The organism is Alteromonas marina (assembly GCF_000808575.1).
Taxonomy (GTDB): domain Bacteria; phylum Pseudomonadota; class Gammaproteobacteria; order Enterobacterales; family Alteromonadaceae; genus Alteromonas; species Alteromonas marina_A.
This window is the reverse complement of record NZ_JWLW01000018.1, coordinates 1-21,291: the sequence shown is the minus strand read 5'-3', so window position 1 is coordinate 21,291 and position 21,291 is coordinate 1. Positions and strand designations below refer to the sequence as shown.

Genomic DNA, 21,291 nt, shown 5'->3' with positions numbered 1-21,291 from the left:
AAAACCGGACGAATAGTCCGGTCTTTTTATACCTTCAAGACGACTTAACTTAGCTGAAGTTTATCCATCAGCAACACGGCCTGTGTACGTGTATTAATCTCTAGCTTACGTAATATGGCGCTGATGTGTGCTTTTATTGTTGCTTCCGTTACGTTCATTTCGTGAGCGATTTGCTTATTCATTAAGCCTGCTCTCAGATAAGAAAGCACTTGGATTTGTTTCGGTGTAAGTTCACGGAAACGCTGAAGAAGTACTTTTAGCTCATCGTCAACTTTCTCTAGTTCTTCTTCCATACCATCAGGAAGCCACTTCTTACCACCAATAATATCTACAATAGCCTGAGCAATTTCTCGAGTTTGCGACACTTTAGGGATAAAGCCCTGCGCACCTAGGCTCATTACTTGAGCGACAACCTCAACAGTATCGCTGCCCGAAACCACACCAACAGGAATATTTGGATATTGCTCGCGTAGCGTGATAAGACCGTTGAAATACTCACCACCAGGCATGTTAAGGTCAAGAAGCACTAGCTGGACGCCGTCAAATTCGTTTAGCTTTGCCAACGCATCATCCAAGCTTTCAGCTTGAATAATTTGTGCATTTTCAAAGTAAGGTTCTAACGCGCCGCTCAAAGCCTCGCGAAACAATGGGTGATCGTCTGCTACTAGAATTCTCGTCATTAGCGTTACTGCTTCCTTATTATAATATGGGTATAGATTAATACTTTAGACCAGTAACGAAAAGACCTAATCCTCAAAAATAATACGAAATTCAACAAATTTAGTGTTTTCCATTGGCATTTACGCGTCAGACGGTAAAATTGCGCCCAAATTAGCAAATTAAAGGCTCGCAGTGAAGAAACACGACAATATATACGCAAAGGCACTCAACAAAGTAGATGACTTTAAGTTTGATGAGTCTGTAGTTGATGTGTTTCCAGATATGATTCAGCGCTCGGTGCCTGGATACGAAACCATTGTCCACACGATAGGTGAGCTTGCCAAAATAGTAGTATCTCAAAACTCGACTGTTTATGATCTTGGCTGTAGCCTTGGAGCCGCGAGTTTATCTGTAGCTAGATCGTTGCCCAATAATACATGCAAAATAGTAGGTATTGACGCATCTGAAGCAATGGTTGAACGATGCAAACGCGTTGTACAAACGTTTTCGCTACCAAACCCAATCTCCATTGAGTACGGGTATGCTCAAAACGTTGAAATAAACAACGCTTCAATGGTTGTAATGAACTTTACTTTACAATTCATTCCTCCAGATGACCGTGAGGCGCTATTAAAACGTATCTACGATGGGTTGAACCCTGGCGGCATGTTGGTGTTGTCTGAAAAAATTCGTCACCCTACCCTTAATGGAAATGAATTACTGATAGATTTACATCATCAATTTAAGCGCGACAACGGTTACAGCGAACTTGAGGTCAGCCAAAAACGTGCTGCGTTAGAGAAAGTAATGCTAACTGACACGTTCAGTGAGCATGAGAGCCGCTTAAAAAAGGTGGGGTTTGCCGATGTTGTAATGTGGTACAAGTGCTATAACTTCACATCTATGGTCGCTATTAAGGGTTAATCTCGAGCGCGTTGTCCATACGCACCATTTCGACTTTTAAAATATACAAAGAATATTATGAGTAAACTAGAACAGACTTGGTTTAACGATTGCTATAAATCGTTAATTGACAGCCCGCTATCACATTGGCTGCAAACGCTACCAGCACAAATGAATGACTGGCAGCGAAACGCCAAGCATGGTGAATTTGATAAATGGTGCCGCTTACTTAACAAACTACCCTCCACATATCCAAGCTTTGTTGATTTATCATCAAGCGTTTCCGTCGGCACCGAAAATGACGTTGATGAATATACTCAAAAGCAAATAGAGGGCCTGTTAAAGCAATTTATGCCGTGGCGAAAAGGTCCGTTTCACCTATATGGCATTCACATTGATACTGAGTGGCGTTCAGATTGGAAATGGGAGCGCGTGGCACCCCACATTGCCTCACTTAAGGATCGAAACGTATTGGATGTAGGCTGTGGTAGTGGTTATCACATGTGGCGAATGCTTGGCGAAGGTGCCAGCAAGGTAATTGGCATAGATCCTACCCAACTGTTTCTAATTCAATTTCACGCCATTAAACAATTTATTAGTAATACTGATGCCGTTGCCGACAACATACATTTTCTGCCTATGGGCATTGAAGATATGCAGCCGCTGAAAGCTTTCGACACTGTGTTTTCTATGGGTGTACTTTACCACCGTAAAGACCCAATGGCGTTTCTGCAGCAACTTAAAGACCAGCTAAGAAAAGGTGGCGAGTTGATACTTGAAACACTGGTAGTAGATGGTGATGAAAACACAGTGTTGATGGCGGGTGAACGCTATGCACAAATGCGAAATGTGTGGTTCTTACCGAGCACTGCAGCCCTCTCTGTTTGGTTAGGCCGCTTAGGCTTTGAAAATATTCGCGTTGTAGATATCAACCACACAACCCTAGATGAGCAGCGCGCAACGCCTTGGATGGAAACCCAATCTTTGAAAGATTTTCTCGATCCGGAAGATATTACTCGCACCATCGAAGGTTACCCTGCACCACAACGGGCCGTAATTGTCGCTAATAAGAAGTAGGTAGTATACCCACGCCCATAGTACTCTATTGGCACAAATGTTGTTACCGTAATCAAGAAGAACGTACGAATTCTGCATTGATTAAGGTGACAACATGGATATACATGGCTTTCTAACGACGCATCAATTGCCTAGTACCTATGCAGAAACTGCACAAAAATGGTTCACTCCATTATGCGAGCAACTGCTTAAGCACCAAAAAGGTGCAACACAACCATTTATCGTGGGCATAAATGGCAGTCAGGGTTCAGGTAAATCAACTCTGACCAGTTTTATCGAGTCCTTCCTTACTTCGGTCCACAACAAAAAAGTGGTATCACTCTCAATTGACGATTTTTACTACGACCAGTCACAGCGAAATGCGCTAGCGATAAAAGTGCACCCGCTTCTATCAACTCGTGGGGTACCGGGTACCCATGACATTCCTCTAGCGTTAAATACGTTTCGCAGTTTAGAAAAAGGCACGCGTACATCGCTGCCCCGCTTTAACAAAGCTACAGATAACCCGATCCCCAAAGAACAGTGGCCTGTAATCGAATCTTCACCCGATTTCATCATACTTGAAGGATGGTGTGTGGGCGCTATTGCGCAAACATCTAGCGAACTTAAGTGGCCAGTAAACCACCTTGAAGAAATAGAGGATCCATTGGGCATTTGGCGCTCTTTCGTAAACACTGAACTAGCGGGCGATTATCAAACATTGTTCGACAAAATAGACTACCGCATTATGCTGAAGGCACCGAGTTTCGATTGTGTTTATCAATGGCGGTTAGAACAAGAACATAAACTCGCCCAAAAAGCGTTAAAAGATAGCGATGGAGTGATGTCTGATGAAGAAGTGGCAAACTTTGTGCAACACTACCAACGCATCACTGAACACGCATTATGTCACTTGCCTGAAAAGTGCGACACCGTGTTTTATCTAGATGAAACAAGAACGATAACTAAACAGGACGTAAAACGATGACGAAAACGCTTGTTTTCACCGATATGGACGGCACGCTGTTAGACCACCATACCTACTCTTTTGAGGCGGCGAAACCGGCTTTAACGGCATTAGAAAAAAAGGACATTCCCGTTATTCCCACTACCAGCAAAACCTTTGCTGAATTACAACCGCTTCGCGAGAGTATTGGTTTAGACGGGCCTTTTATTATTGAAAATGGCGCTGCTATTTTCATCCCTCATGGCTTTTTCAAACAAAAACCCAGCGGTACGGTTTGGATAGATGGTTACTGGTGTAAAGCCTTCATTTCTAATAAAAACTATTGGATTAAGCTATTAGAAAAAATCGGAAGTGAATTTGAGGGCAAATATAAGCAATTTTCTAAAATGTCGAACGAAGAGATTCAGGAGTGTACAGGTCTTGATGAACGTTCAGCATCACTTGCTGCTAAGCGCCAGTTCGGCGAACCGGTTTTGTGGCTTGGCACTGACGAAGAAAAACAACGCTTTTTAAAGGTAGTAAAAGATCGCGGTGCTTTCCCTCTGGAAGGCGGCCGCTTCATTCATATTTCAGGTAATTGCGATAAAGGCCAAGCACTGAAATGGTTGGCCAATGAATATCAAAAACAGCATACCACCAAAGTTAACACTATCGCCCTTGGCGATGGTAAGAACGACGTTGCAATGCTTGAAGCGGCGCACGTCCCCATTCGCATTTTATCCCCGGTAAATCCTCCACCAGCAGTAAAAAAAGAAGAGGTCTATACCAGCACCCTAACCGGCCCTGAAGGCTGGAATGAAATGCTTACTCAATTGCTATCCCTATGATCAGGAGGACACATGGCTGATTTTTATCAAAATGGTGTGGTTACTACTTTACATAACTTAGCTCGTCGTCCTACCGAAGAGCTTGAAGCAGAGCTTCTACAGTTTTCACAAAAGCGCCCTATGGCACTTATTTTACCGTCGCTCTTTTCTGAATTAGAAGGCGACGCACTTCCACATATCGTCAACGAATTAACAGACGTGCCCTACTTATCAGAAATTGTCATCGGTCTAGACCGAGCCAATGAAGATCAGTACAAACACGCACTAAAATTCTTCGGCAAACTTCCTCAGCATCACAGAGTGCTATGGAACGACGGTCCTCGCCTTAAAGCACTTGATGAAGAGCTTCAGGCTCAAGGCTTGGCGCCAAAGGAGTTAGGTAAAGGCCGAAACGTTTGGTACTGCATGGGCTACGTACTAGCATCGAATCGAGCAGAATCTGTTGCACTACACGATTGCGATATTGTTACCTATAACAAAGATTTGCTCGCAAAGCTTATCTACCCTGTAGCCAACCCCATGTTTAACTACGAGTTTTGTAAGGGTTACTATGCGCGTGTGGCTAACGGCAAAATTAATGGCCGCGTTTCACGCCTTCTTGTTACCCCACTACTTCGTGCATTGAAACGGATAATGGGAGACAACGAATACTTGGAGTTTATGGATAGCTTCCGCTATCCATTAGCGGGTGAATTTTCGTTTAGACGCGACGTACTAAACGATATTCGCATTCCAAGTGACTGGGGCTTAGAAATTGGTGTGCTTTCTGAAATGCACCGCAACTATTCGCACAACCGCCTGTGTCAGGCAGATATATGTGATATTTACGACCATAAACATCAGGATTTATCGCTTAATAACGACCAAGGTGGTTTGTCTAAAATGTCTATCGACATTACCAAAGCCATTTTCAGAAAACTTGCCACGCAAGGCTATACGTTTAGCAACGAAATGTTCCGTTCTATTAAAGCCACCTATTTCCGTATTGCGCTCGATTTTATAGAAACCTACCACAATGACGCGGTAATGAATGGTCTAAGCTTAGATATTCACAGCGAAGAAAAAGCAGTAGAAATGTTTGCCAGCAACATTATGAAAGCGGGGCAAAACTTTTTAGAAAACCCTATGGAAACACCGTTTATACCAAGCTGGAACCGTGTAACCAGTGCGGTACCCGATATCTTAGAGCGACTATTAGAAGCGGTTGAAGCCGATACTGCAGAATATATGGAGTAAGTAATATGGCATGGGACCATCTCCATGACAAAGTAAAACACCATTTAGAAAGCATTTATGCCGATGTATCGCTAGACGTCTCGTATGAGACGCTAGCGACGGATTTAATGAACACAATAGGCATTCAGCAGCAAACGGATATTGCTTCACCTCAGTCTCATCACAATTATTGGGATGAAGACGACATCATAATGATTACCTATGGTGATAGCGTTATTGATGAGGGTGAGCGCCCCTTGGTTACGTTAAATAAGTTCTTACACCGCTATTGTAAGAACACGGTAAATAACGTTCATATTTTACCGTTTTTTCCGTACAGTTCGGACGATGGGTTTTCGGTGATTGACTATTCAACCGTTAACGAGGCATTAGGCTCATGGGACGACATAGAAGCTATTGCCGCTGACTATGGGCTAATGACGGATTTAGTGATAAATCACTGTTCTGCAAGAAGCGTGTGGTTTGATAACTTTGTGAAGGGTGAAGGACCAGGATCTGACTTTTTCTTCACAGCAGACCCATCTGATGACCTCTCCATGGTAACTCGCCCTCGTGTGTCGCCCTTGCTGCGTGAAACGGAAACCGCGCACGGCACCAAACATGTATGGTGTACCTTCAGTCACGACCAAGTTGATTTTGACTTTAGAAACCCCAAAGTATTGCTAGCGTTTATTGATATTATAAAATTGTATATTGATAAAGGCGCTAAGCTATTTCGCTTAGATGCTGTGGCTTTCCTTTGGAAAATTGTTGGCACTAACTGCATCAACTTGTTCCAAACCCATGAAGTCATACGTTTGATCCGAACGCTGATTGAACATGTTGATCCATCAATCATAATCATTACCGAAACCAATATTCCCAACAGGGAAAACCTAACGTATTTTGGTAATGCTAACGAAGCCCATGCTATCTACAACTTTTCGCTTCCGCCCTTACTTGTAAATACATTAGTGACGGGTGATTGTACGTATTTGAAAAGCTGGATGATGAGTATGCCACCGGCGCAAAACGGCACAGCCTACTTTAACTTTATCGCTTCGCACGATGGTATTGGCTTGCGTCCGGCGGAAGGCCTACTGTCAGATGAAGAAATTTCAGAGCTTGTGCACACCATGCAGCACTTTGGCGGCAAGGTGTCGTGGCGCGCTTCTGATCACGGTCAGCAAAAGCCTTACGAGATAAACATCACCCTGTTCGACGCGCTGCAAGGAACCACCAAGGGCCCTGATAAATATCAAGTGGATCGATTTATTTGTGCTCACGCCATCATGTTAGGTATGGAAGGTATACCAGGAATTTACATCCACAGTTTACTCGGCACATCCAACGATTACGAAAAAGTCGCTAATACAGGACAAAATCGTTCAATCAACAGAAAACGTTGGGACTTTAACGAATTAGAGGCTCTGTTAGACTCGCCCTTTTCACAGCATCATAAAGTACTCACTCGAATCTCGCAGCTTATACGCATACGTAAAGCGCAGCCCGCATTTCACCCCAATGCAACGCAGTTTACATTGCAGCTTGGTAATCAATTATTTGGCTACTGGCGACAAAGTCTCGATAGAAAGCAAAGTATTTTCTGTATTAGTAATATTTCAGACGAAGAACAAACAATTTTGCTGTCTGACATAAATCTTATTGGCACAGATAATTGGATTGATCTCATCACCCGTGACGAGATAGCCCTTTCTAGTGGTTTCTTACAAATGAAGCCTTATCAAGTGCTGTGGATCAGCAACCAAGATTTTGAATGAATCTTTGAGCTTATAACGCCAGTCGACTGATAAATCTACCGCGGTAAGGATACTGCGGTGTTATGCTTGTCACACGAGTTAGCAAATCAAAAGTTTGTAATGCAAGAAATTAATACCTTTTTTTTCGATTTAGATGGAACCTTGGTGGACTCTGTTCCTGATTTGGCAACAGCGTTAAATCAAACATTAAACGACTACCAATTACCAACTTATAACGAGCAGACAATTAGACACTGGGTTGGAAATGGTGCTCGTGTTCTGGTAGAACGCGGATTGAGCGGCAGTGCGGAGATCAGACACCATTACACATCAAACGAGATTGATGCCGCTTTAGAAAAATTTCTGTTCTATTACCGAACGCTAGATACTAAGAGTACAGTGCTGTACGACGGCGTGTTCTCAACACTTCACGCGCTAAAAGAACAAGGGTTCACGCTAGCATTAATCACTAATAAACCTTCGGAATTTATTGAGCCTATTCTTTCATCGTTCTCAATATTTTCGTTGTTTTCGCTTACCATTGGCGGTGATAGTTTACCGGAAAAAAAGCCTTCTTCCCTTCCCCTTCTGCACGCCTGTGAAAAGCTTAGTGTTTCGCCCTCACAGTGTGTAATGGTTGGAGATTCTAAAAATGACATTGTTGCCGCAAAAGCCGCGAACATAAAAAGTATAGGGCTTACCTACGGGTATAACTATGGTGAGAGCATCGCAAAATATAAACCTAACTGGGTTTTCGACGATTTTGAAGAGATATTAACGCTCGCTTCTTAATTTATCTGACATAGCCGTTGATACAACTTCAATTGCATCGTTTACGCATACTTTCTTTTATTTCACGCTTTAACCTTTGGTATAAGGCCGCTTTTTCTGTAATATCCGCGTGTTAAATCATTTCATGGAGTTGTTGGTATGTCATCTAAATGGCTTTCACTAGAAGAAGCCCTCACTAAAGCATTAGACGCTGCAAAAGCGATAAACGACATTGATCAAGTGAGCATTTTTGACGCCAACAACCGCATCTTGGCCCAAGATGTAACTGCCCATGTTGATGTCCCGCCCTGGGATAATTCAGCAATGGATGGCTATGCCGTAAATGCAGAAGATCTTAAACACAGTGGTAAACTCGAAGTACAGGGTGTAATTACAGCTGGCATGAGTGCTGATGAGCCGCTTGAAAAAGGCAAAGCATTTAAAATAATGACGGGGGCCCCGGTGCCTGCCAATGCTAACGCCGTTGTAATGGTAGAGAATACCGAAAGTCATGATGGCGCGGTTTTGATCAATAAAATTCCATCGGCGCAAGAGAATATACGTAAAAAGGCCAATGATATCGCTAGTGGCGATACACTAATAAGCAAGGGCACGCGCCTTCACGCCGAACACCTTATGCTGCTGTCCTCCCAAGGAAACAGTAAGGTGGCAGTATTCAGAAAACTTCGCGTTGGTGTAGTCGCGACTGGTTCTGAACTTGCTGCACCTGGCAAACCCTGTAAATCGACACAAATTTTCGAGTCTAATCGCGTTGGTGTAAGCAGCATTTTAAGCAATGAAAACGTAGAGCTTGTTGATTTCGGCATTGTAGAAGACGACGAAGCTTCTTTGCGTAAACTCTTCATTGAGGCGAGCGAGCGTGTAGATGTAATGGTAAGTAGCGGTGGTGTATCTGTGGGCGATGCCGACTATGTAAAAGATATCATCGCTGAATTGGGCACTATCGACTTTTGGAAAGTCGCAGTTAAACCGGGTAAACCCTTTGCTCTGGGTAAAATAAACAACACCTTGTTTTGCGGTTTGCCGGGCAATCCTGTGTCTTCATTTGTTACCGCAAAATTATTGGTTGTGCCTGTTATCAAAAAAATGCAAGGGCAAGTACAACCGCACGAGCAGTTCTTTGTTAACGCTAGCATTACGACACCTCTTAAGCGACGTGCAGGCCGCCGAGACTTTCAGCGTGCAACCATGGTAAGAAATAATCAAGGTGAATGGGAAGTCACACCATTTAAGTCACAAAGCTCTGGCGTTATGACTTCAATCACTTCTGCTAACTGCCTAATGGTAGTACATGAAGATATAAGTGAGTTAAAAGTTGGCGATACGGTTCCGGTTATACCGCTACATTTTTAACAAGTTCGTTGTTGAAACGCTACTTCGTTAAGGCTTTTAAGCTCGTTTTTATTTTCTGCATTTTTATCGCCCTAGGCGACCCATATAGAGACACATTACCGTGAATAAGAAACGCTTTCTTTTAGAAGGAAGAGACATTTTAAAACTAGCATGGCCATTGTTGGTTGCGCAGATTACTCAAATGCTAATGGGCGTTAGCGATACTATTATGGCTGGGCGTTACAGTGCAACCGACATGGCTGCGGTAGCACTTGGATTTAGCATCACTGTGCCACTGCTTTGCTTTATACAGGGTATAGCGCTGGCACTTCCCCCAATCATTTCACGGTTGCAGGGAAACAAAAATTTAAGTGGTATTGCCGACGCAAGTCAGCAAGCTGGTTATCTGGTTTTCTTTGTGGGATTAGCGGTAGCAGGCTTAATTCCATTTACTGAAAGCATCGTCGCGCTGTTCCCTATGGCGCCCGAGCTATTTAGCATTACCGTAGACTACGTACTTTATGTGCTGTTCGCTATGCCTGGATTTGCACTTTACCAATGGCTTAGAAACTATTGTGAAGGCTTGGGTAAAACCAAACCCACTATGATTATTACAGTTATCGGGCTGATGGCGAACATTGTAGGGAACTACCTGTTTATCTATGGTGTAGGCCCATTACCAGCTATGGGCGGTGCGGGTTGTGGTATTGCAACGGCCATTGTTATTTACACTATGCTTATAGCAACCGTTATCTATGTTCGTTTTGCCCCTGCCCTGCAAAAGTACAATTTGTTCGGACAATTGTATAAACCTAACATGGTAACCATAAATCGCACCTTCAAAATGGGCTTGCCCATTGCTATGACTATCCTGTTTGAAGTGACGCTGTTTTCACTGGTTGCGTTGTTATTAGCCCCTTTTGGTGCCACAACGGTAGCGGCCCACCAAGTCGCACTGAATTTCTCGGCCCTGATGTTCATGTTTCCTATGAGCATTGGTATGGCAGCAGCAATTCGCATTGGCTATCGCATAGGGCAAAATAATCCACGACAGGCAAAAATTGCAGCTCGAACCGCTATTCTGATCGGTTTTTTCACCGCTGCGTGTACGGCTAGCTTCACCCTGCTAGCAAAGGGATTCATCATTGGCCTGTACACCAGCGACGAAGCCGTATATACCTTGGCAAATGCGTTATTGATTTATGCGGCGTTATTCCAATTGTCTGATGCGGTTCAAGTGATTTCGGCTAATGCATTACGCGGCTATAAAGACACAACAGCGATGTTTATTATTACCTTTGTGTCCTACTGGTTAATAGGTCTACCTACAGGCGTTATTTTAGGTAGAACAAACTGGATAACGGCAGAACCAATGGCCGCAGCAGGGTTTTGGATTGGCTTCATTGTAGGATTGAGTGCTGCAGCTGTTATGCTAGGTGCACGCCTTCTTTACATCCAAAGGCCCAGTGCTGCGCATCATATCGCGAATGCATAACCGTTCAATTGCACCAAAGCAGTTACCCCCTGCTTTTTAGTTTGTCCCAGTCTTGTGGCGTGTCTATATCAAATTGTGCGTTAGGTATAGACACAGCCGTTACCCTACCTAATTTCGCATACTTCTTAATAACCGGCTTAGCCCCCATATCGCCACTTAGCGCTAGCAGTTCACTAAATACCGCTTCAGGAAAGATAGCAGGCACGGTTAATCGACTATTGTTCTCTCCCTGCTTTTGCCATTCACTACATACTATGTGATTAGGGTTCGCATAAGAAGCGTTGATAAGGCGAACGAAGTCTTGTGCATTAATACTCGGCAAATCGGCCAACGTGAATAGCACATGAGTAGGTCTTGTACACGAGCCCTTTGCTGTCGGGGATACTGATTTCGACAGTGATGAATGGCTTAAAAGATGCGTGAGTCCAGTGCGAATACTTGATGCAAGGCCTTCATCCCAATTAGCGTTGTGAACGATACTGATGGGTAGTTCAGAAACCTTACATGGGGAATGTTTTAGCTGCGAATTTACGGAATCATGCCATCTACCCGTAACAACGGTAATGGGTAATTCACTGGTTAACGCTAAGTCATTGCGCGCACTAACTACCTCCCCCACACTGTGTTGTATAAGAGAAAGCGCAGAAATTGGGTGTTCCGATAAAAGCTTATTACCCTTGTAGCGAGCGCTCTTTCCGCCCGCCAACACCACGAGTGCTACGGCATAATTTTCCGACTTCAATTCAATATCCGTTATATCAAAGAAATAAAACGTGACACGTCAAAGGGCTTAGCGGCTTCTGCTAAGCCCTTTGATAGCAGCCGTTAACCCTTCAAGCGTTAGCCCATACATTCTGTCTTCCATAATTTCACGAATAATTTTGATAGACGAATAATACGGCCAATAATTCTCAGCTTGCGGATTAAGCCACACAGCGTTGTTAAAGTGGTTCAATAAACGCTGCATCCACACACTGCCCGGCTCTTCATTCCAATGCTCTACACTGCCACCTGGATACGTTATTTCATACGGTCCCATGGTAGCGTCTCCTACGAAAATAACCTTGTAGTCTTTTCCGTAGCGATGAATGATATCCCAAATAGGAATGCGTTCTTTATTGCGACGAAGGTTATCTTTCCACACCTCCTCATACACGCAGTTGTGGAAATAAAAGTACTCTAAGTATTTAAACTCGCTTTGTACCGCAGAGAAAAGCTCTTGAGTACTTTTTACGTGTGGGTCCATAGAGCCGCCCACATCAAAAAACATCAACACTTTTACCGCATTGTGACGTTCTGGTGACATGTGGATATCGAGTAAACCGCCTTTTTTAGCTGTCTCACCTATGGTTGTTGGCACATCTAGCTGCTCACTTGCGCCTGTGCGAGCAAACTTGCGTAGCTTCCTAAGGGCCACTTTTATGTTACGCGTACCCAGTTCTACATCAGAGCTTAGGTTTTTAAACTCGCGTTTATCCCATACTTTTACTGCCGAAAACTTTCTATTGCCCTTTTGCCCTATTCGCACACCTTCTGGATTGTCGCCATAAGCGCCAAACGGGGATGTTCCGCCGGTGCCCACCCATTTATTTCCACCTTGGTGACGCTTTTCTTGTTCTTCTAAGCGCTTTTTCAACGTTTCCATCAATTCTTCAAGGCCACCGGCGTTACGCAGTGCCTCACGCTCTTCAGGGCTTAAATTTTTCTCAATTTCCTTACGCAGCCATTCCTCAGGAATCTCTTTGCCAAACAAATCGACAGATTCAACACCTTCAAAATACTCCGCAAACGCTCTGTCGAACTTATCGTACTGAGTTTCGTCCTTCACCATTATGGTACGCGACAAACTGTAGAACGCTTCGATATCGGCATACACCACGTGCTTTTCAAGCGCACTAAGCAAATCCAGCAACTCGCGCAGCGTGGTTTTAACCTGATATTTTCGCAGTGTATAAAAAAACTGAATAAGCATTAGCGACGCGCCATAAAGACCAGTTTTTCAAACAAATGTATGTCTTGTTCGTTTTTAAGTAGTGCCCCGTAAAGTGGTGGAATAGCAGCTTTTCCGTCTTTTGAGTGAAGCGCTTCTGGTGGAATATCTTCAGCAACCAAGAGCTTAAGCCAGTCGATAAGTTCAGAGGTAGAAGGCTTTTTCTTAAGCCCTGGTACATCTCGAATTTCAAAGAAGGCCTTTAACGCTTCATCAAGCAGCTTTTTCTTTAAATCTGGGAAATGTACGTTAACGATTTCTTGCATTTCCTCTGGATTCGGGAACTGAATGTAGTGGAAGAAACAACGGCGCAAGAAAGCGTCTGGCAGCTCTTTTTCGTTGTTCGATGTAATAATAACAATAGGACGCTGCTTCGCGACTACACGTTCCTGCGTTTCATAAACGAAGAACTCCATCTTATCGAGCTCTAGCAGCAAGTCGTTGGGAAACTCAATGTCAGCTTTATCAATTTCGTCAATTAATAGTACCGGGCGCTTTTCTGCGCTAAAGGCTTCCCATAATTTACCTTTTACGATGTAGTTGCTGATATCGTGAACGCGATCATCACCAAGTTGAGAGTCGCGAAGACGTGACACTGCGTCGTATTCGTACAAACCTTGCTGTGCTTTAGTGGTTGATTTAATGTGCCACTGAATTAGTTCGGTGCCTAAACTCTCGGCCAATTCTTCAGCAAGCATGGTTTTACCTGTGCCCGGCTCGCCTTTAATTAAAAGCGGACGCTCTAGCGTAATAGCTGCGTTAACCGCCAGCTGTAAGTCTTTGGTTGCGATATAATTAGACGTGCCACTAAAAGCCATTATTGTTGTACTCCGTATAATTTTTCGTCTTTGCAATTTTAACTATAATATCAAGGCCTTCTCATGATTGCCCATAGATATAACATATAGCTAAAAAGCACTTTGCATTTTACTGATTGGGACCAATGATATAGGGGTATGACGAAATCCCCTAATTCAGGCTGTGAATTATTAACTATCACACGCGTTGAATTATTAACTACTAAAAAGGTCGTACAGATCACGACAGACGGGGTTTCCTATAAAATAAGGAACGAGGTAAGGATTTATAATGAACGTATTTGACGACAATTCCCTATCTATTGGCCGCACGCCACTAGTAAAGCTAAATCGCGTAACATCAGGTAATGTATACGCAAAAATTGAATCGCGTAACCCAAGCTTCAGCGTTAAGTGCCGCATTGGCGCAAACATGATTTGGGATGCTGAAAAACGCGGTGTCCTTACCGAAGGTAAAGAAATTGTAGAGCCGACCAGTGGTAACACAGGTATCGCTTTGGCGTTTGTTGCAGCGTCTCGCGGTTATAAGCTAACGCTAACCATGCCTAGCAGCATGAGCCTTGAGCGTCGCAAACTTCTAAAAGCTTTGGGCGCAAACCTTGTTCTTACTGAAGCGCCTAAGGGCATGAAAGGTGCCGTTGCCGCTGCACAAGAAATTGTGGCATCAGATCCAGACAAATATGTATTGCTTCAACAGTTCGACAACCCGGCAAACCCAGCTATACACGAAAAAACCACCGGCCCTGAAATTTGGGAAGATACCGATGGTAAAGTAGATGCATTCGTAGCTGGCGTTGGTACGGGTGGTACTATCACGGGTGTAAGTCGCTACCTTAAGAATACAAAAGGTAAAGCGATCACTTCAATTGCCGTTGAGCCAACAGACTCTCCAGTAATTACCCAAGCGCTTGCGGGCGAAGAATTAACCCCTGGCCCACACAAAATTCAGGGGATTGGCGCAGGTTTCATTCCAGGTAACCTAGACCTAGACCTAATTGACGAAGTTGAGCAAGTTACCAACGAAGAATGTATGGACATGGCGCGCAAGCTAATGACCGATGAGGGTATTCTTGCAGGTATTTCTTCTGGTGCAGCCGTTGTTGCTGCTAAGCGTTTTGCTGAACGCCCAGAAAACAAAGACAAAGTGGTTGTAGTACTTCTAGCAAGCGGCACAGAACGTTACCTAAGTAGCCCTCTGTTTGCTGGTGCCTTCGACGAACAAGAAGAAGTTCAATAACCTTCTCGCTATTTTATTAATTCATAAACGAGGCCTTGCGCCTCGTTTTTTTATGCATCAAATTAAATCATTTTATTGCGATAGCTAAATAGCATTTTTTGCCCCTTTGCTTTTACACTAATTTTTGTGAATAATCCGGTATGCAAACATCTACGCAGTCGATTAGTTGACTTCGTAAAGATATGAAACTATCAATAAGAAACGGACCTCTTTAGATTAAGGTAACCCAAATGAAAACGCGTATGTGGTACGCCCTATTAGGGCTTTTTACAGTTTTGATTTTATCGGCGTGTGGTGAAAAGAAAGAAGGCATTGGACGCTACGGGATGCTTGATGGGAGCACACCTGAATACACCACAGTTATGTTCCTAAAAAGTGTTTACGAAGATGATAATTTAGACACAGCTATTCAACTTTCCAGCGAAAAAATGTCGCGCATACTCACGCGATATCACACGAACAGCAACGTTCAGCGCCATCTGCTTAATTTGAAGTACGACACGGTAACAGTTACTCCACAAAGTGCAGGTAAAATAGGCAGAAACGAGTTTTCAGAAAAGTCGACCATCACCGTATTTTTAAGCGGCAATTACAATGGTGAAAAAGTAGAAGACTTAAGAAGCCTTGATTTGATTAAGGAAGACGGTGAGTGGAAGGTAAACAAAATTCACCCTGATGCCTATTTATAACAATCAAACCAAATACTGTTTTTATATACAGCTCACCAATTTTACGATAAGTAAAAATAAAAAGGATATTTTCCGGCTTTTAAGCTCAGTTACATTTATCTTTTGTTTAATGTGTTGTTTTGGAGTGATAACTTAGAACAACACAAAACTGATATACGGAATTTTTCCACCTTGCATAAAGGATTTTTTCCGTATACTAAATTGTTAGGCACCTACGGACACTTTGAATGGATTCAGACATTAAATTAGATATCAGCTTCAGATTCTTTTCGCTTTCAGAAGAATTAGCCAACGAAATCAAATCAATTGATGAAGCCTCATCTTGTAGACCAAACAGAAAATTGGGTGGTTTTGTAGTGTGTGTGCCGCTAACTCCATCAACACTGGAATTTGTAGCAAGTTTCGTAACTTCACATAATGTAGAAGTGGAAAATACAGATATCTTCGTTTCATTTGCAACTGAATACGATTCACGAATCATAACTTTGCCAAATATTATCTCTAAGGCTTCTTTTTCTATTGGCTCACCAGTCACACTATCGTATACAGTGGGTTAGGCGCATAACAAAACACTAAAGGCGCTCTCAAGCTTATCTCGCTGGGACGCATTTACGCGGGGCCGCTCCGCTATTATGCCCTACGCGTTATCGCCCCTTATTTAAAAGTTAGGCTTCAAAATAGAGAGCAACTATGAACAAAGGAACATTGACCTTCTTCTGTGGAAAAATGGGTTCAGGAAAGTCAACTAAAGCTCGTGAAATCGCACAGAAAAACAATGCAGTATTGCTTTCAGAAGATGAATGGCTCGCGTCAGTATACCCAAATAAGATTTCGTCACTCAATGACTATATCGAATATTCAAATCTACTTAAGCCTCAGATTAAAAAACTTGTTCAATCTATGTTATCTGCAGGAACTAATGTAGTAATGGACTTTCCGGCAAATACTCTGTCACAAAGAGATTGGTTTCGGGGTATTTTCTCCGAGATTGAGGCTCCACATAATTTGATATACATCGACCTGCCAAATGCGGACTGCTTAAAGCAGATTGAAAAACGGCGAAAAGAACAGCCAGAAAGATCGGCAACAGATACACCAGATATGTTTGAACAGGTTACAAAGTATTTTATGGCTCCTATCCCCGATGAAGGCTTCAATCTAATCGCAGTGGCAAAAAGTGCATAACAAAGTGCTGGTACGGAAAATTTACTCGCTGGAGCTCCTAATTTTCCGCAGAGCGTGGCGTTAGTTGCCTACAGGAAATTTTTGCTTTTGGTGTAAAACTCGAAGAATGTGAATAATGTCGTCTTTTATAAAATATGAAACGATCATTGAAACCTCTGGAATTATTAACAGTCTTCCCGGTATACCCTCTCTCTCCACTCCCATAAGAGGTTGCTGGTTCAAGTTTTCAACTTTCTTCTCAATTATTGCATCAGCTTTTTCAGCTGCTAATGGGTTAAATTCGTATAAAAACTCGAATATAGCCTCACGATCATCCAACGAACTTTTTTCCCATAAGATCATTTTTTGGCTTTATTCCTAATTTTCATTTTTCGAGCTTCCATGTCCAAGTTCGCTTCTTCATGACTGACAAACTTACTTTGCCCACTCTCTAATTTACTGAACGCAGCATTAACCTCTTCAGTAAGCCACTGATCATGAGTCATTATTTTTCGTTGCTGTTCAGCGAGTTCTTCCGTAAGCTCTCTACAAGCGTCACTTAAAGTGCGTCCTTGGCTTTCGGCCATTATCTGAGCTAGCCGTTTAGTTTCTTCATCTACTCTAAACTGAATACGGGTATCCATGGTAAACTCCTTATGAAATGTACACACAAATGTTAGCACACCTATTGAATTTACGGCAACTAACAAACGCATTAACTCGGTCGCTTGCGCTCCTTGGGACAAAAACACGTAGGCTCCCTTCGCTTCGCTCGGTATTATAGCCTACGTATTTTTGCCCGTTATGCGGGTGTTAGAATTCAGGATGAACATGCAAATTTCATTGGAAGAAATAAACAAGAAAAATTATGAGTCAGTTTGTGACCTTGATGTCACTGAAGCACAGGAAGACTACGTCGCGTGCAACATGTGGTCATTGGTTGAGTCATTTTATAACGAAGGTCACACCTGTAAGGCCATCTGCTTCGACGATAAACCCGTTGGCTTCTTCATGTGGGTTAAAGAATCAGTATCCAAAATTTCAATCTGGCGGTTTATGGTTGATAAGAATTATCAGAACCAAGGGATAGGTCGGATAGCTTTAACGCTGGCAATTGAGGCTATAAAGCAAACTCCCAGCGTTAAAGAAATCGAAATATGCTATAACCCTACTAATCCTGTTGCTAAAGATTTTTATTCCAGCTTTGGGTTTCAAGAAATCGGCATGGACGAAGATGGTGAGGATATGCTCGCTCTTATTAAGCTATGAATTCTAACAATCTGCTGTAGTCGCTCGCAGGCTCGCTGCGACGCTAACACATGGGCTGCGTCACTTCGTTCCTAATTTTTGCCCATGTATCATCGCCCCTTTGTGGGGTGTTATGAGTCACGTATGAATCGAATTTTTTTAGTTTTACTAGCATCTTTTATTTTGATTTTCTCAACACCAGTTTTTGCGGAGACGAGTTCTGGTGAGTCTCTTAAAGCAAAGCTGCATGGTTTATGGGCAGAATTCTATTTAGAGGATGGCGAAATCCTTTCATACATGCACTACATACCAGAAGGAAAATTTCATGCCTATGGTTATTTGGAGGAAAATAAAGAAGAGTTTTGGTTTGCATTCGGTAATTGGGAAGTCAAAGACAACCAAAGCTGCATTGTTTTCCTATTCGATACTTATAGGGTAATGGCAAATGCTGGAGAAATATGTGTGACGGTGCTCTCCGTGACGGAAGATACTTTTATCTACAAGGATAATCAGGATGGTGCAACTGAGACTCTAAAAAGAGTATCTGATGGCTTTTTACAGTAAGACTCATAACAAAACGCCCAATTCACTCACTTCGCTCGCTGGGAGCAAAACACATGGCGACTTCGGCTATTATGCCATGCGTTTCGCCCCCTTAGCTTAAAGTTAGGAGCTTCTTCGAAATCAATGGCTAAATCAGAAATAAGACGATTCTTAAAAGAAATCCGCACTAAATTTCCTGACGTTGTTCCTCTTATGGAACAACATGAGAGTTGGGCACTCACATTTCTAATGAAAGAGTTCGCAAATTTAACAACTATTTTGTTAAACCAAGGCGACTTAGAAGAAGCACTAGAACAGTTGCAGTACATGAGCGAGAAACTAGATACTGCAACCAAGGCGGAATTCGAGTACATAGATGTATATTATACAGAACACTTATTCTGGAAAGGTACCAAAGAAGGTATTGAACGTGGCTGGCCTCTCGTGCCAGATAATCTAAGAAAATTGTACTTGGACTTTCATGGTAAACCACCAAGGGTAGTGGTTTAAAAATGCACGCTCCTAACCAAAAATCAAGTTCGCCCGCTGCGAGGGCTGGGACGCAAACATGTGGGCTGCTCACTTCGTTCGGATTTTAGCCCAGGTGCTAGCCCCCCTTAGCTTAAAATTATGTGCTATTGAACATTTGGTCATAATCAGATTTAATTTAGACTTAGGTTAAAACCTACTTTGGGAGTACAGCGAATGGATTCTGCATTTATTGGTTATTTTCTCTTCACAGTCATATTAATCGGGCTTATTGCTTTCTACGTTAACAAGCCGACACTATTCACAGTTTCATATTTTCGATTGCCCCGCCCTGTAAAATGGCTGATTGCTTTTTCCTATGGTCTTTCACTGGTTTTGTTCGCAGGTACAACTTGGCTACCAATGGGGGGTTGTATGGTACTTATGATTGGATTTGCTTTAGAAAAGCAAGAGCGCTTTGCTCTTATAAAACTACGCACATAACAACCCAATTAACACACTCACTACCTTCGCTGGGGCGCATACACGCAGCCTCCCTGCGCTTCGCTTAGTGTTATAGCCCACATATTTTGCTCTTTATGCGCGTGTTATATTTCAGGAGGAAAACCATGTTAAGTAGGTTCTTTGGAAAGAAGAAAAATCAACCGGTTAAGGAAAACAAAGTGCGAGTAACACTACCGGAAGAAACTTACACTGTCATGGAGTGGGAAGCGGACAAACTTCCATGCGTTGGGGTATTGAATTCTGCGCTCAAAAACTTCGAACCTAAAAGAGTTTTTGGCTGGCACCTTTCCGTCATAATCGACTTCACGGATAGTATCGAAAATGGAATGCCATCCGAAGAAGAAAGACAGATCGTCGAACCGTTTTGTGACAAACTCGATGAGGATATTAAGTCGGGTGGGAATGCGTTATTTTTTGTTCGCGAAACTTGGAATAAAACTCGTCGCCTAGTATGGCGCGTATATGACCCGGAAATAGCTCATGCACACCTTCAGCATATAATTGACAACCAAAAACATCCCAGCCCTTTTGATTGGCACATGGAGCAAGACCTCGAATGGAAACAAGCAAAATGGTACTTCGAACAGCTATGAAACATAACAATGCGCTTAACTCGCTCCCTTCGGTCGCTGGGACGCATACACGCGGGGCGGCTTCGCCATTATGCCCCACGCAACTGCGCCGCTTAGCTTAATGTTATACCGCTAAAAGGATTTTATGAACCCGAGTGTTAAAAGCAAAATTCCACTAGTGTTTCTGACCATCATTTCGATTTGGTGGTGGTATTATTACGCGACTTCAAATGCCCTAAACGAATATGGGAATGCCAAATATGAGTGGCTATTTATGCTAGACGCACTATTAGCACTCCCAATTTTGTGCTTTCTTTGCGAATCAGATAAACAAAAAGCACTTTTAAAAGCGGCAATTTTGTGTAGTACTTCCGTGTTCATAGGAAGCCTTGTAATTCCCGAACAAAACAAAGTCATTTTTCATTTCCTTGAAAGTGGTGCGTTATTTTGTCATAGCCATCATTCTTGTGTTAGAGCTCATAGCAATAGTTACGGTATGTTTAGCCGTTCGCGCTGCGCTTGCGAACAAAGAAGATCCAGATTTAGCAGTAGCAAATCCTATCGAGAAAATTTTCGGATTTTCGCTGTTCAGCTCAATTCTAGCAATTGAAGGACGCGTCTGGAGCTTTGCACTTTTTGCTTCTCAAATTGAAAGTAACGCATATCGTGGCGAACAACATTTTTTCTACGATAGAAAGGATGACGCTAAGAGTAACTTATTTGGCTTTATACTCCTCATAATTATCGAAATGCCACTTGTCCACTTACTCCTTCACTTTTTATGGTCAAGCGTCGCCGCAAATATCACAACAGGACTTACACTCTTCGGGCTTATATTTTTCTTGGCAGAATACAAAGCTGTTGGTAAGCGCCCCATTTCAATTCATGGGAAAAACTTAATCATCCGCTACGGACTTTATGCACCGTTAACCATAGCGTTAAAGGACATATCTGAAATAAGCCCAAATAATTCGTTTGTGAAGCGTTCTCGTGACGTCAAACGGTTTAACTGCATGTTCCGGCCCATTCC

General features: G+C 42.8%; 24 protein-coding genes and 1 pseudogene. 19 read left to right on the top strand and 6 right to left on the bottom strand.

All coding sequences use genetic code 11. The features are described from left to right. Positions 1–44 precede the first annotated feature (44 nt). Positions 45–680 carry a response regulator transcription factor gene (locus RJ41_RS11490; RefSeq protein WP_039220777.1) on the bottom strand — a complete coding sequence of 212 codons (636 nt, stop codon included), beginning with the start codon at positions 678–680 and terminating at the stop codon, positions 45–47. A gap of 172 nt (positions 681–852) precedes the next feature. Between RJ41_RS11490 and cmoA the strand changes: the two genes are divergently transcribed. From cmoA to RJ41_RS11445, 9 genes are all read left to right on the top strand, one after another. Next, entirely contained in the window at positions 853–1,584 is a 732-nt protein-coding gene (cmoA, locus tag RJ41_RS11485; protein ID WP_039220775.1) for a carboxy-S-adenosyl-L-methionine synthase CmoA, read from the top strand. Positions 1,585–1,641: 57 nt separating this feature from the next. Then, a complete protein-coding gene (gene cmoB, locus RJ41_RS11480; RefSeq protein WP_039220774.1) occupies positions 1,642–2,640 on the top strand; it encodes a tRNA 5-methoxyuridine(34)/uridine 5-oxyacetic acid(34) synthase CmoB in 999 nt (332 codons plus the stop codon). Positions 2,641–2,734: 94 nt separating this feature from the next. Next, on the top strand, positions 2,735–3,607 hold the full coding sequence (locus tag RJ41_RS11475) for a kinase (protein ID WP_039220772.1): 873 nt from the start codon (positions 2,735–2,737) through the stop codon (positions 3,605–3,607). Continuing rightward, the gene (locus RJ41_RS11470) at positions 3,604–4,413 is read left to right on the top strand and encodes an HAD-IIB family hydrolase (RefSeq protein WP_039220770.1); all 810 of its coding nucleotides are present in this window, start codon (positions 3,604–3,606) and stop codon (positions 4,411–4,413) included. The genes RJ41_RS11475 and RJ41_RS11470 overlap by 4 nt, the downstream gene beginning before the upstream one ends. Before the next feature lie 12 nt (positions 4,414–4,425). Further along, positions 4,426–5,649 (top strand): glycosyltransferase family protein, encoded by a 1,224-nt coding sequence (locus RJ41_RS11465; protein WP_039220766.1) that lies wholly within the window; start codon positions 4,426–4,428, stop codon positions 5,647–5,649. 5 nt (positions 5,650–5,654) lie between these two features. Further along, positions 5,655–7,409 carry a sugar phosphorylase gene (locus tag RJ41_RS11460; RefSeq protein ID WP_039220764.1) on the top strand — a complete coding sequence of 585 codons (1,755 nt, stop codon included), beginning with the start codon at positions 5,655–5,657 and terminating at the stop codon, positions 7,407–7,409. A gap of 57 nt (positions 7,410–7,466) precedes the next feature. Beyond that, positions 7,467–8,180 (top strand): phosphoglycolate phosphatase, encoded by a 714-nt coding sequence (locus RJ41_RS11455; protein WP_039220762.1) that lies wholly within the window; start codon positions 7,467–7,469, stop codon positions 8,178–8,180. A gap of 138 nt (positions 8,181–8,318) precedes the next feature. Then, positions 8,319–9,533: a molybdopterin molybdotransferase MoeA gene (gene moeA, locus RJ41_RS11450; protein WP_039220760.1), complete on the top strand. Its 1,215-nt coding sequence runs from the start codon at positions 8,319–8,321 to the stop codon at positions 9,531–9,533. 100 nt (positions 9,534–9,633) lie between these two features. Then, entirely contained in the window at positions 9,634–11,007 is a 1,374-nt protein-coding gene (locus tag RJ41_RS11445; protein WP_039220758.1) for an MATE family efflux transporter, read from the top strand. 22 nt (positions 11,008–11,029) lie between these two features. Here the strand turns inward: RJ41_RS11445 and RJ41_RS11440 are convergent, their stop codons facing one another. The 3 genes from RJ41_RS11440 to RJ41_RS11430 are packed head-to-tail and all read right to left on the bottom strand — an operon-like array spanning position 11,030 to position 13,815. Beyond that, positions 11,030–11,749 (bottom strand): nucleotidyltransferase family protein, encoded by a 720-nt coding sequence (locus tag RJ41_RS11440; RefSeq protein WP_039220757.1) that lies wholly within the window; start codon positions 11,747–11,749, stop codon positions 11,030–11,032. Between the two features lie 48 nt (positions 11,750–11,797). Continuing rightward, positions 11,798–12,979, bottom strand: a complete 1,182-nt coding sequence (locus RJ41_RS11435) for a vWA domain-containing protein (RefSeq protein ID WP_039220755.1) — start codon at positions 12,977–12,979, stop codon at positions 11,798–11,800. Then, the gene (locus tag RJ41_RS11430) at positions 12,979–13,815 is read right to left on the bottom strand and encodes an AAA family ATPase (RefSeq protein ID WP_039220753.1); all 837 of its coding nucleotides are present in this window, start codon (positions 13,813–13,815) and stop codon (positions 12,979–12,981) included. Before RJ41_RS11430 ends, RJ41_RS11435 begins: the two co-directional genes overlap by 1 nt. 271 nt (positions 13,816–14,086) lie before the next feature. On the opposite strand from RJ41_RS11430, the gene cysK reads away from it, so the two are divergent. The 4 genes from cysK (at position 14,087) to RJ41_RS11410 (ending at position 16,926) form a co-directional block, all read left to right on the top strand. Beyond that, positions 14,087–15,052: a cysteine synthase A gene (cysK, locus tag RJ41_RS11425; protein ID WP_014949690.1), complete on the top strand. Its 966-nt coding sequence runs from the start codon at positions 14,087–14,089 to the stop codon at positions 15,050–15,052. A gap of 230 nt (positions 15,053–15,282) precedes the next feature. Next, positions 15,283–15,741, top strand: coding sequence for a nuclear transport factor 2 family protein (locus RJ41_RS11420; protein WP_039220751.1), 459 nt, complete (start codon positions 15,283–15,285; stop codon positions 15,739–15,741). 227 nt (positions 15,742–15,968) lie between these two features. Further along, positions 15,969–16,298: a hypothetical protein gene (locus tag RJ41_RS11415; RefSeq protein ID WP_039220747.1), complete on the top strand. Its 330-nt coding sequence runs from the start codon at positions 15,969–15,971 to the stop codon at positions 16,296–16,298. Positions 16,299–16,431: 133 nt separating this feature from the next. Further along, the gene (locus RJ41_RS11410; RefSeq protein ID WP_039220745.1) at positions 16,432–16,926 is read left to right on the top strand and encodes a P-loop nucleotide/nucleoside kinase family protein; all 495 of its coding nucleotides are present in this window, start codon (positions 16,432–16,434) and stop codon (positions 16,924–16,926) included. 60 nt (positions 16,927–16,986) lie between these two features. Here the strand turns inward: RJ41_RS11410 and RJ41_RS11405 are convergent, their stop codons facing one another. Continuing rightward, the gene (locus RJ41_RS11405) at positions 16,987–17,268 is read right to left on the bottom strand and encodes a type II toxin-antitoxin system RelE/ParE family toxin (RefSeq protein ID WP_039220744.1); all 282 of its coding nucleotides are present in this window, start codon (positions 17,266–17,268) and stop codon (positions 16,987–16,989) included. Beyond that, positions 17,265–17,549, bottom strand: coding sequence for a type II toxin-antitoxin system TacA family antitoxin (locus RJ41_RS11400; RefSeq protein WP_039220741.1), 285 nt, complete (start codon positions 17,547–17,549; stop codon positions 17,265–17,267). The genes RJ41_RS11405 and RJ41_RS11400 overlap by 4 nt, the downstream gene beginning before the upstream one ends. 187 nt (positions 17,550–17,736) lie before the next feature. On the opposite strand from RJ41_RS11400, the gene RJ41_RS11395 reads away from it, so the two are divergent. The 6 genes and pseudogenes from RJ41_RS11395 to RJ41_RS11370 form a co-directional block, all read left to right on the top strand. Then, the gene (locus RJ41_RS11395; protein WP_039220739.1) at positions 17,737–18,174 is read left to right on the top strand and encodes a GNAT family N-acetyltransferase; all 438 of its coding nucleotides are present in this window, start codon (positions 17,737–17,739) and stop codon (positions 18,172–18,174) included. Between the two features lie 123 nt (positions 18,175–18,297). Further along, positions 18,298–18,717 (top strand): hypothetical protein, encoded by a 420-nt coding sequence (locus RJ41_RS11390; protein WP_039220737.1) that lies wholly within the window; start codon positions 18,298–18,300, stop codon positions 18,715–18,717. Between the two features lie 123 nt (positions 18,718–18,840). Continuing rightward, positions 18,841–19,206 (top strand): DUF7674 family protein, encoded by a 366-nt coding sequence (locus RJ41_RS11385; protein ID WP_039220735.1) that lies wholly within the window; start codon positions 18,841–18,843, stop codon positions 19,204–19,206. Positions 19,207–19,401: 195 nt separating this feature from the next. Next, complete coding sequence (locus tag RJ41_RS11380; protein ID WP_039220733.1) at positions 19,402–19,668, top strand: hypothetical protein; 267 nt, start codon at positions 19,402–19,404, stop codon at positions 19,666–19,668. A gap of 125 nt (positions 19,669–19,793) precedes the next feature. Then, complete coding sequence (locus RJ41_RS11375; RefSeq protein WP_039220731.1) at positions 19,794–20,282, top strand: DUF695 domain-containing protein; 489 nt, start codon at positions 19,794–19,796, stop codon at positions 20,280–20,282. A 407-nt stretch (positions 20,283–20,689) separates the two neighbouring features. Beyond that, positions 20,690–21,291 (top strand): annotated as a pseudogene (locus tag RJ41_RS11370) (hypothetical protein); the annotation flags it as partial.

What these genes read in the sequence shown, in the direction of transcription:
- RJ41_RS11490 (WP_039220777.1), bottom strand. Translation starts at nt 680, where the DNA reads ATGACGAGAATTCTAGTAGCAGACGATCACCCATTGTTTCGCGAGGCT.
- RJ41_RS11395 (WP_039220739.1), top strand. Translation starts at nt 17,737, where the DNA reads ATGCAAATTTCATTGGAAGAAATAAACAAGAAAAATTATGAGTCAGTT.
- RJ41_RS11470 (WP_039220770.1), top strand. Translation starts at nt 3,604, where the DNA reads ATGACGAAAACGCTTGTTTTCACCGATATGGACGGCACGCTGTTAGAC.
- RJ41_RS11400 (WP_039220741.1), bottom strand. Translation starts at nt 17,549, where the DNA reads ATGGATACCCGTATTCAGTTTAGAGTAGATGAAGAAACTAAACGGCTA.
- RJ41_RS11460 (WP_039220764.1), top strand. Translation starts at nt 5,655, where the DNA reads ATGGCATGGGACCATCTCCATGACAAAGTAAAACACCATTTAGAAAGC.
- cmoB (WP_039220774.1), top strand. Translation starts at nt 1,642, where the DNA reads ATGAGTAAACTAGAACAGACTTGGTTTAACGATTGCTATAAATCGTTA.
- RJ41_RS11410 (WP_039220745.1), top strand. Translation starts at nt 16,432, where the DNA reads ATGAACAAAGGAACATTGACCTTCTTCTGTGGAAAAATGGGTTCAGGA.
- cysK (WP_014949690.1), top strand. Translation starts at nt 14,087, where the DNA reads ATGAACGTATTTGACGACAATTCCCTATCTATTGGCCGCACGCCACTA.
- moeA (WP_039220760.1), top strand. Translation starts at nt 8,319, where the DNA reads ATGTCATCTAAATGGCTTTCACTAGAAGAAGCCCTCACTAAAGCATTA.
- RJ41_RS11380 (WP_039220733.1), top strand. Translation starts at nt 19,402, where the DNA reads ATGGATTCTGCATTTATTGGTTATTTTCTCTTCACAGTCATATTAATC.
- RJ41_RS11415 (WP_039220747.1), top strand. Translation starts at nt 15,969, where the DNA reads ATGGATTCAGACATTAAATTAGATATCAGCTTCAGATTCTTTTCGCTT.
- RJ41_RS11375 (WP_039220731.1), top strand. Translation starts at nt 19,794, where the DNA reads ATGTTAAGTAGGTTCTTTGGAAAGAAGAAAAATCAACCGGTTAAGGAA.
- RJ41_RS11405 (WP_039220744.1), bottom strand. Translation starts at nt 17,268, where the DNA reads ATGATCTTATGGGAAAAAAGTTCGTTGGATGATCGTGAGGCTATATTC.
- RJ41_RS11430 (WP_039220753.1), bottom strand. Translation starts at nt 13,815, where the DNA reads ATGGCTTTTAGTGGCACGTCTAATTATATCGCAACCAAAGACTTACAG.
- RJ41_RS11420 (WP_039220751.1), top strand. Translation starts at nt 15,283, where the DNA reads ATGAAAACGCGTATGTGGTACGCCCTATTAGGGCTTTTTACAGTTTTG.
- RJ41_RS11385 (WP_039220735.1), top strand. Translation starts at nt 18,841, where the DNA reads ATGGCTAAATCAGAAATAAGACGATTCTTAAAAGAAATCCGCACTAAA.
- RJ41_RS11435 (WP_039220755.1), bottom strand. Translation starts at nt 12,979, where the DNA reads ATGCTTATTCAGTTTTTTTATACACTGCGAAAATATCAGGTTAAAACC.
- RJ41_RS11475 (WP_039220772.1), top strand. Translation starts at nt 2,735, where the DNA reads ATGGATATACATGGCTTTCTAACGACGCATCAATTGCCTAGTACCTAT.
- RJ41_RS11390 (WP_039220737.1), top strand. Translation starts at nt 18,298, where the DNA reads ATGAATCGAATTTTTTTAGTTTTACTAGCATCTTTTATTTTGATTTTC.
- RJ41_RS11465 (WP_039220766.1), top strand. Translation starts at nt 4,426, where the DNA reads ATGGCTGATTTTTATCAAAATGGTGTGGTTACTACTTTACATAACTTA.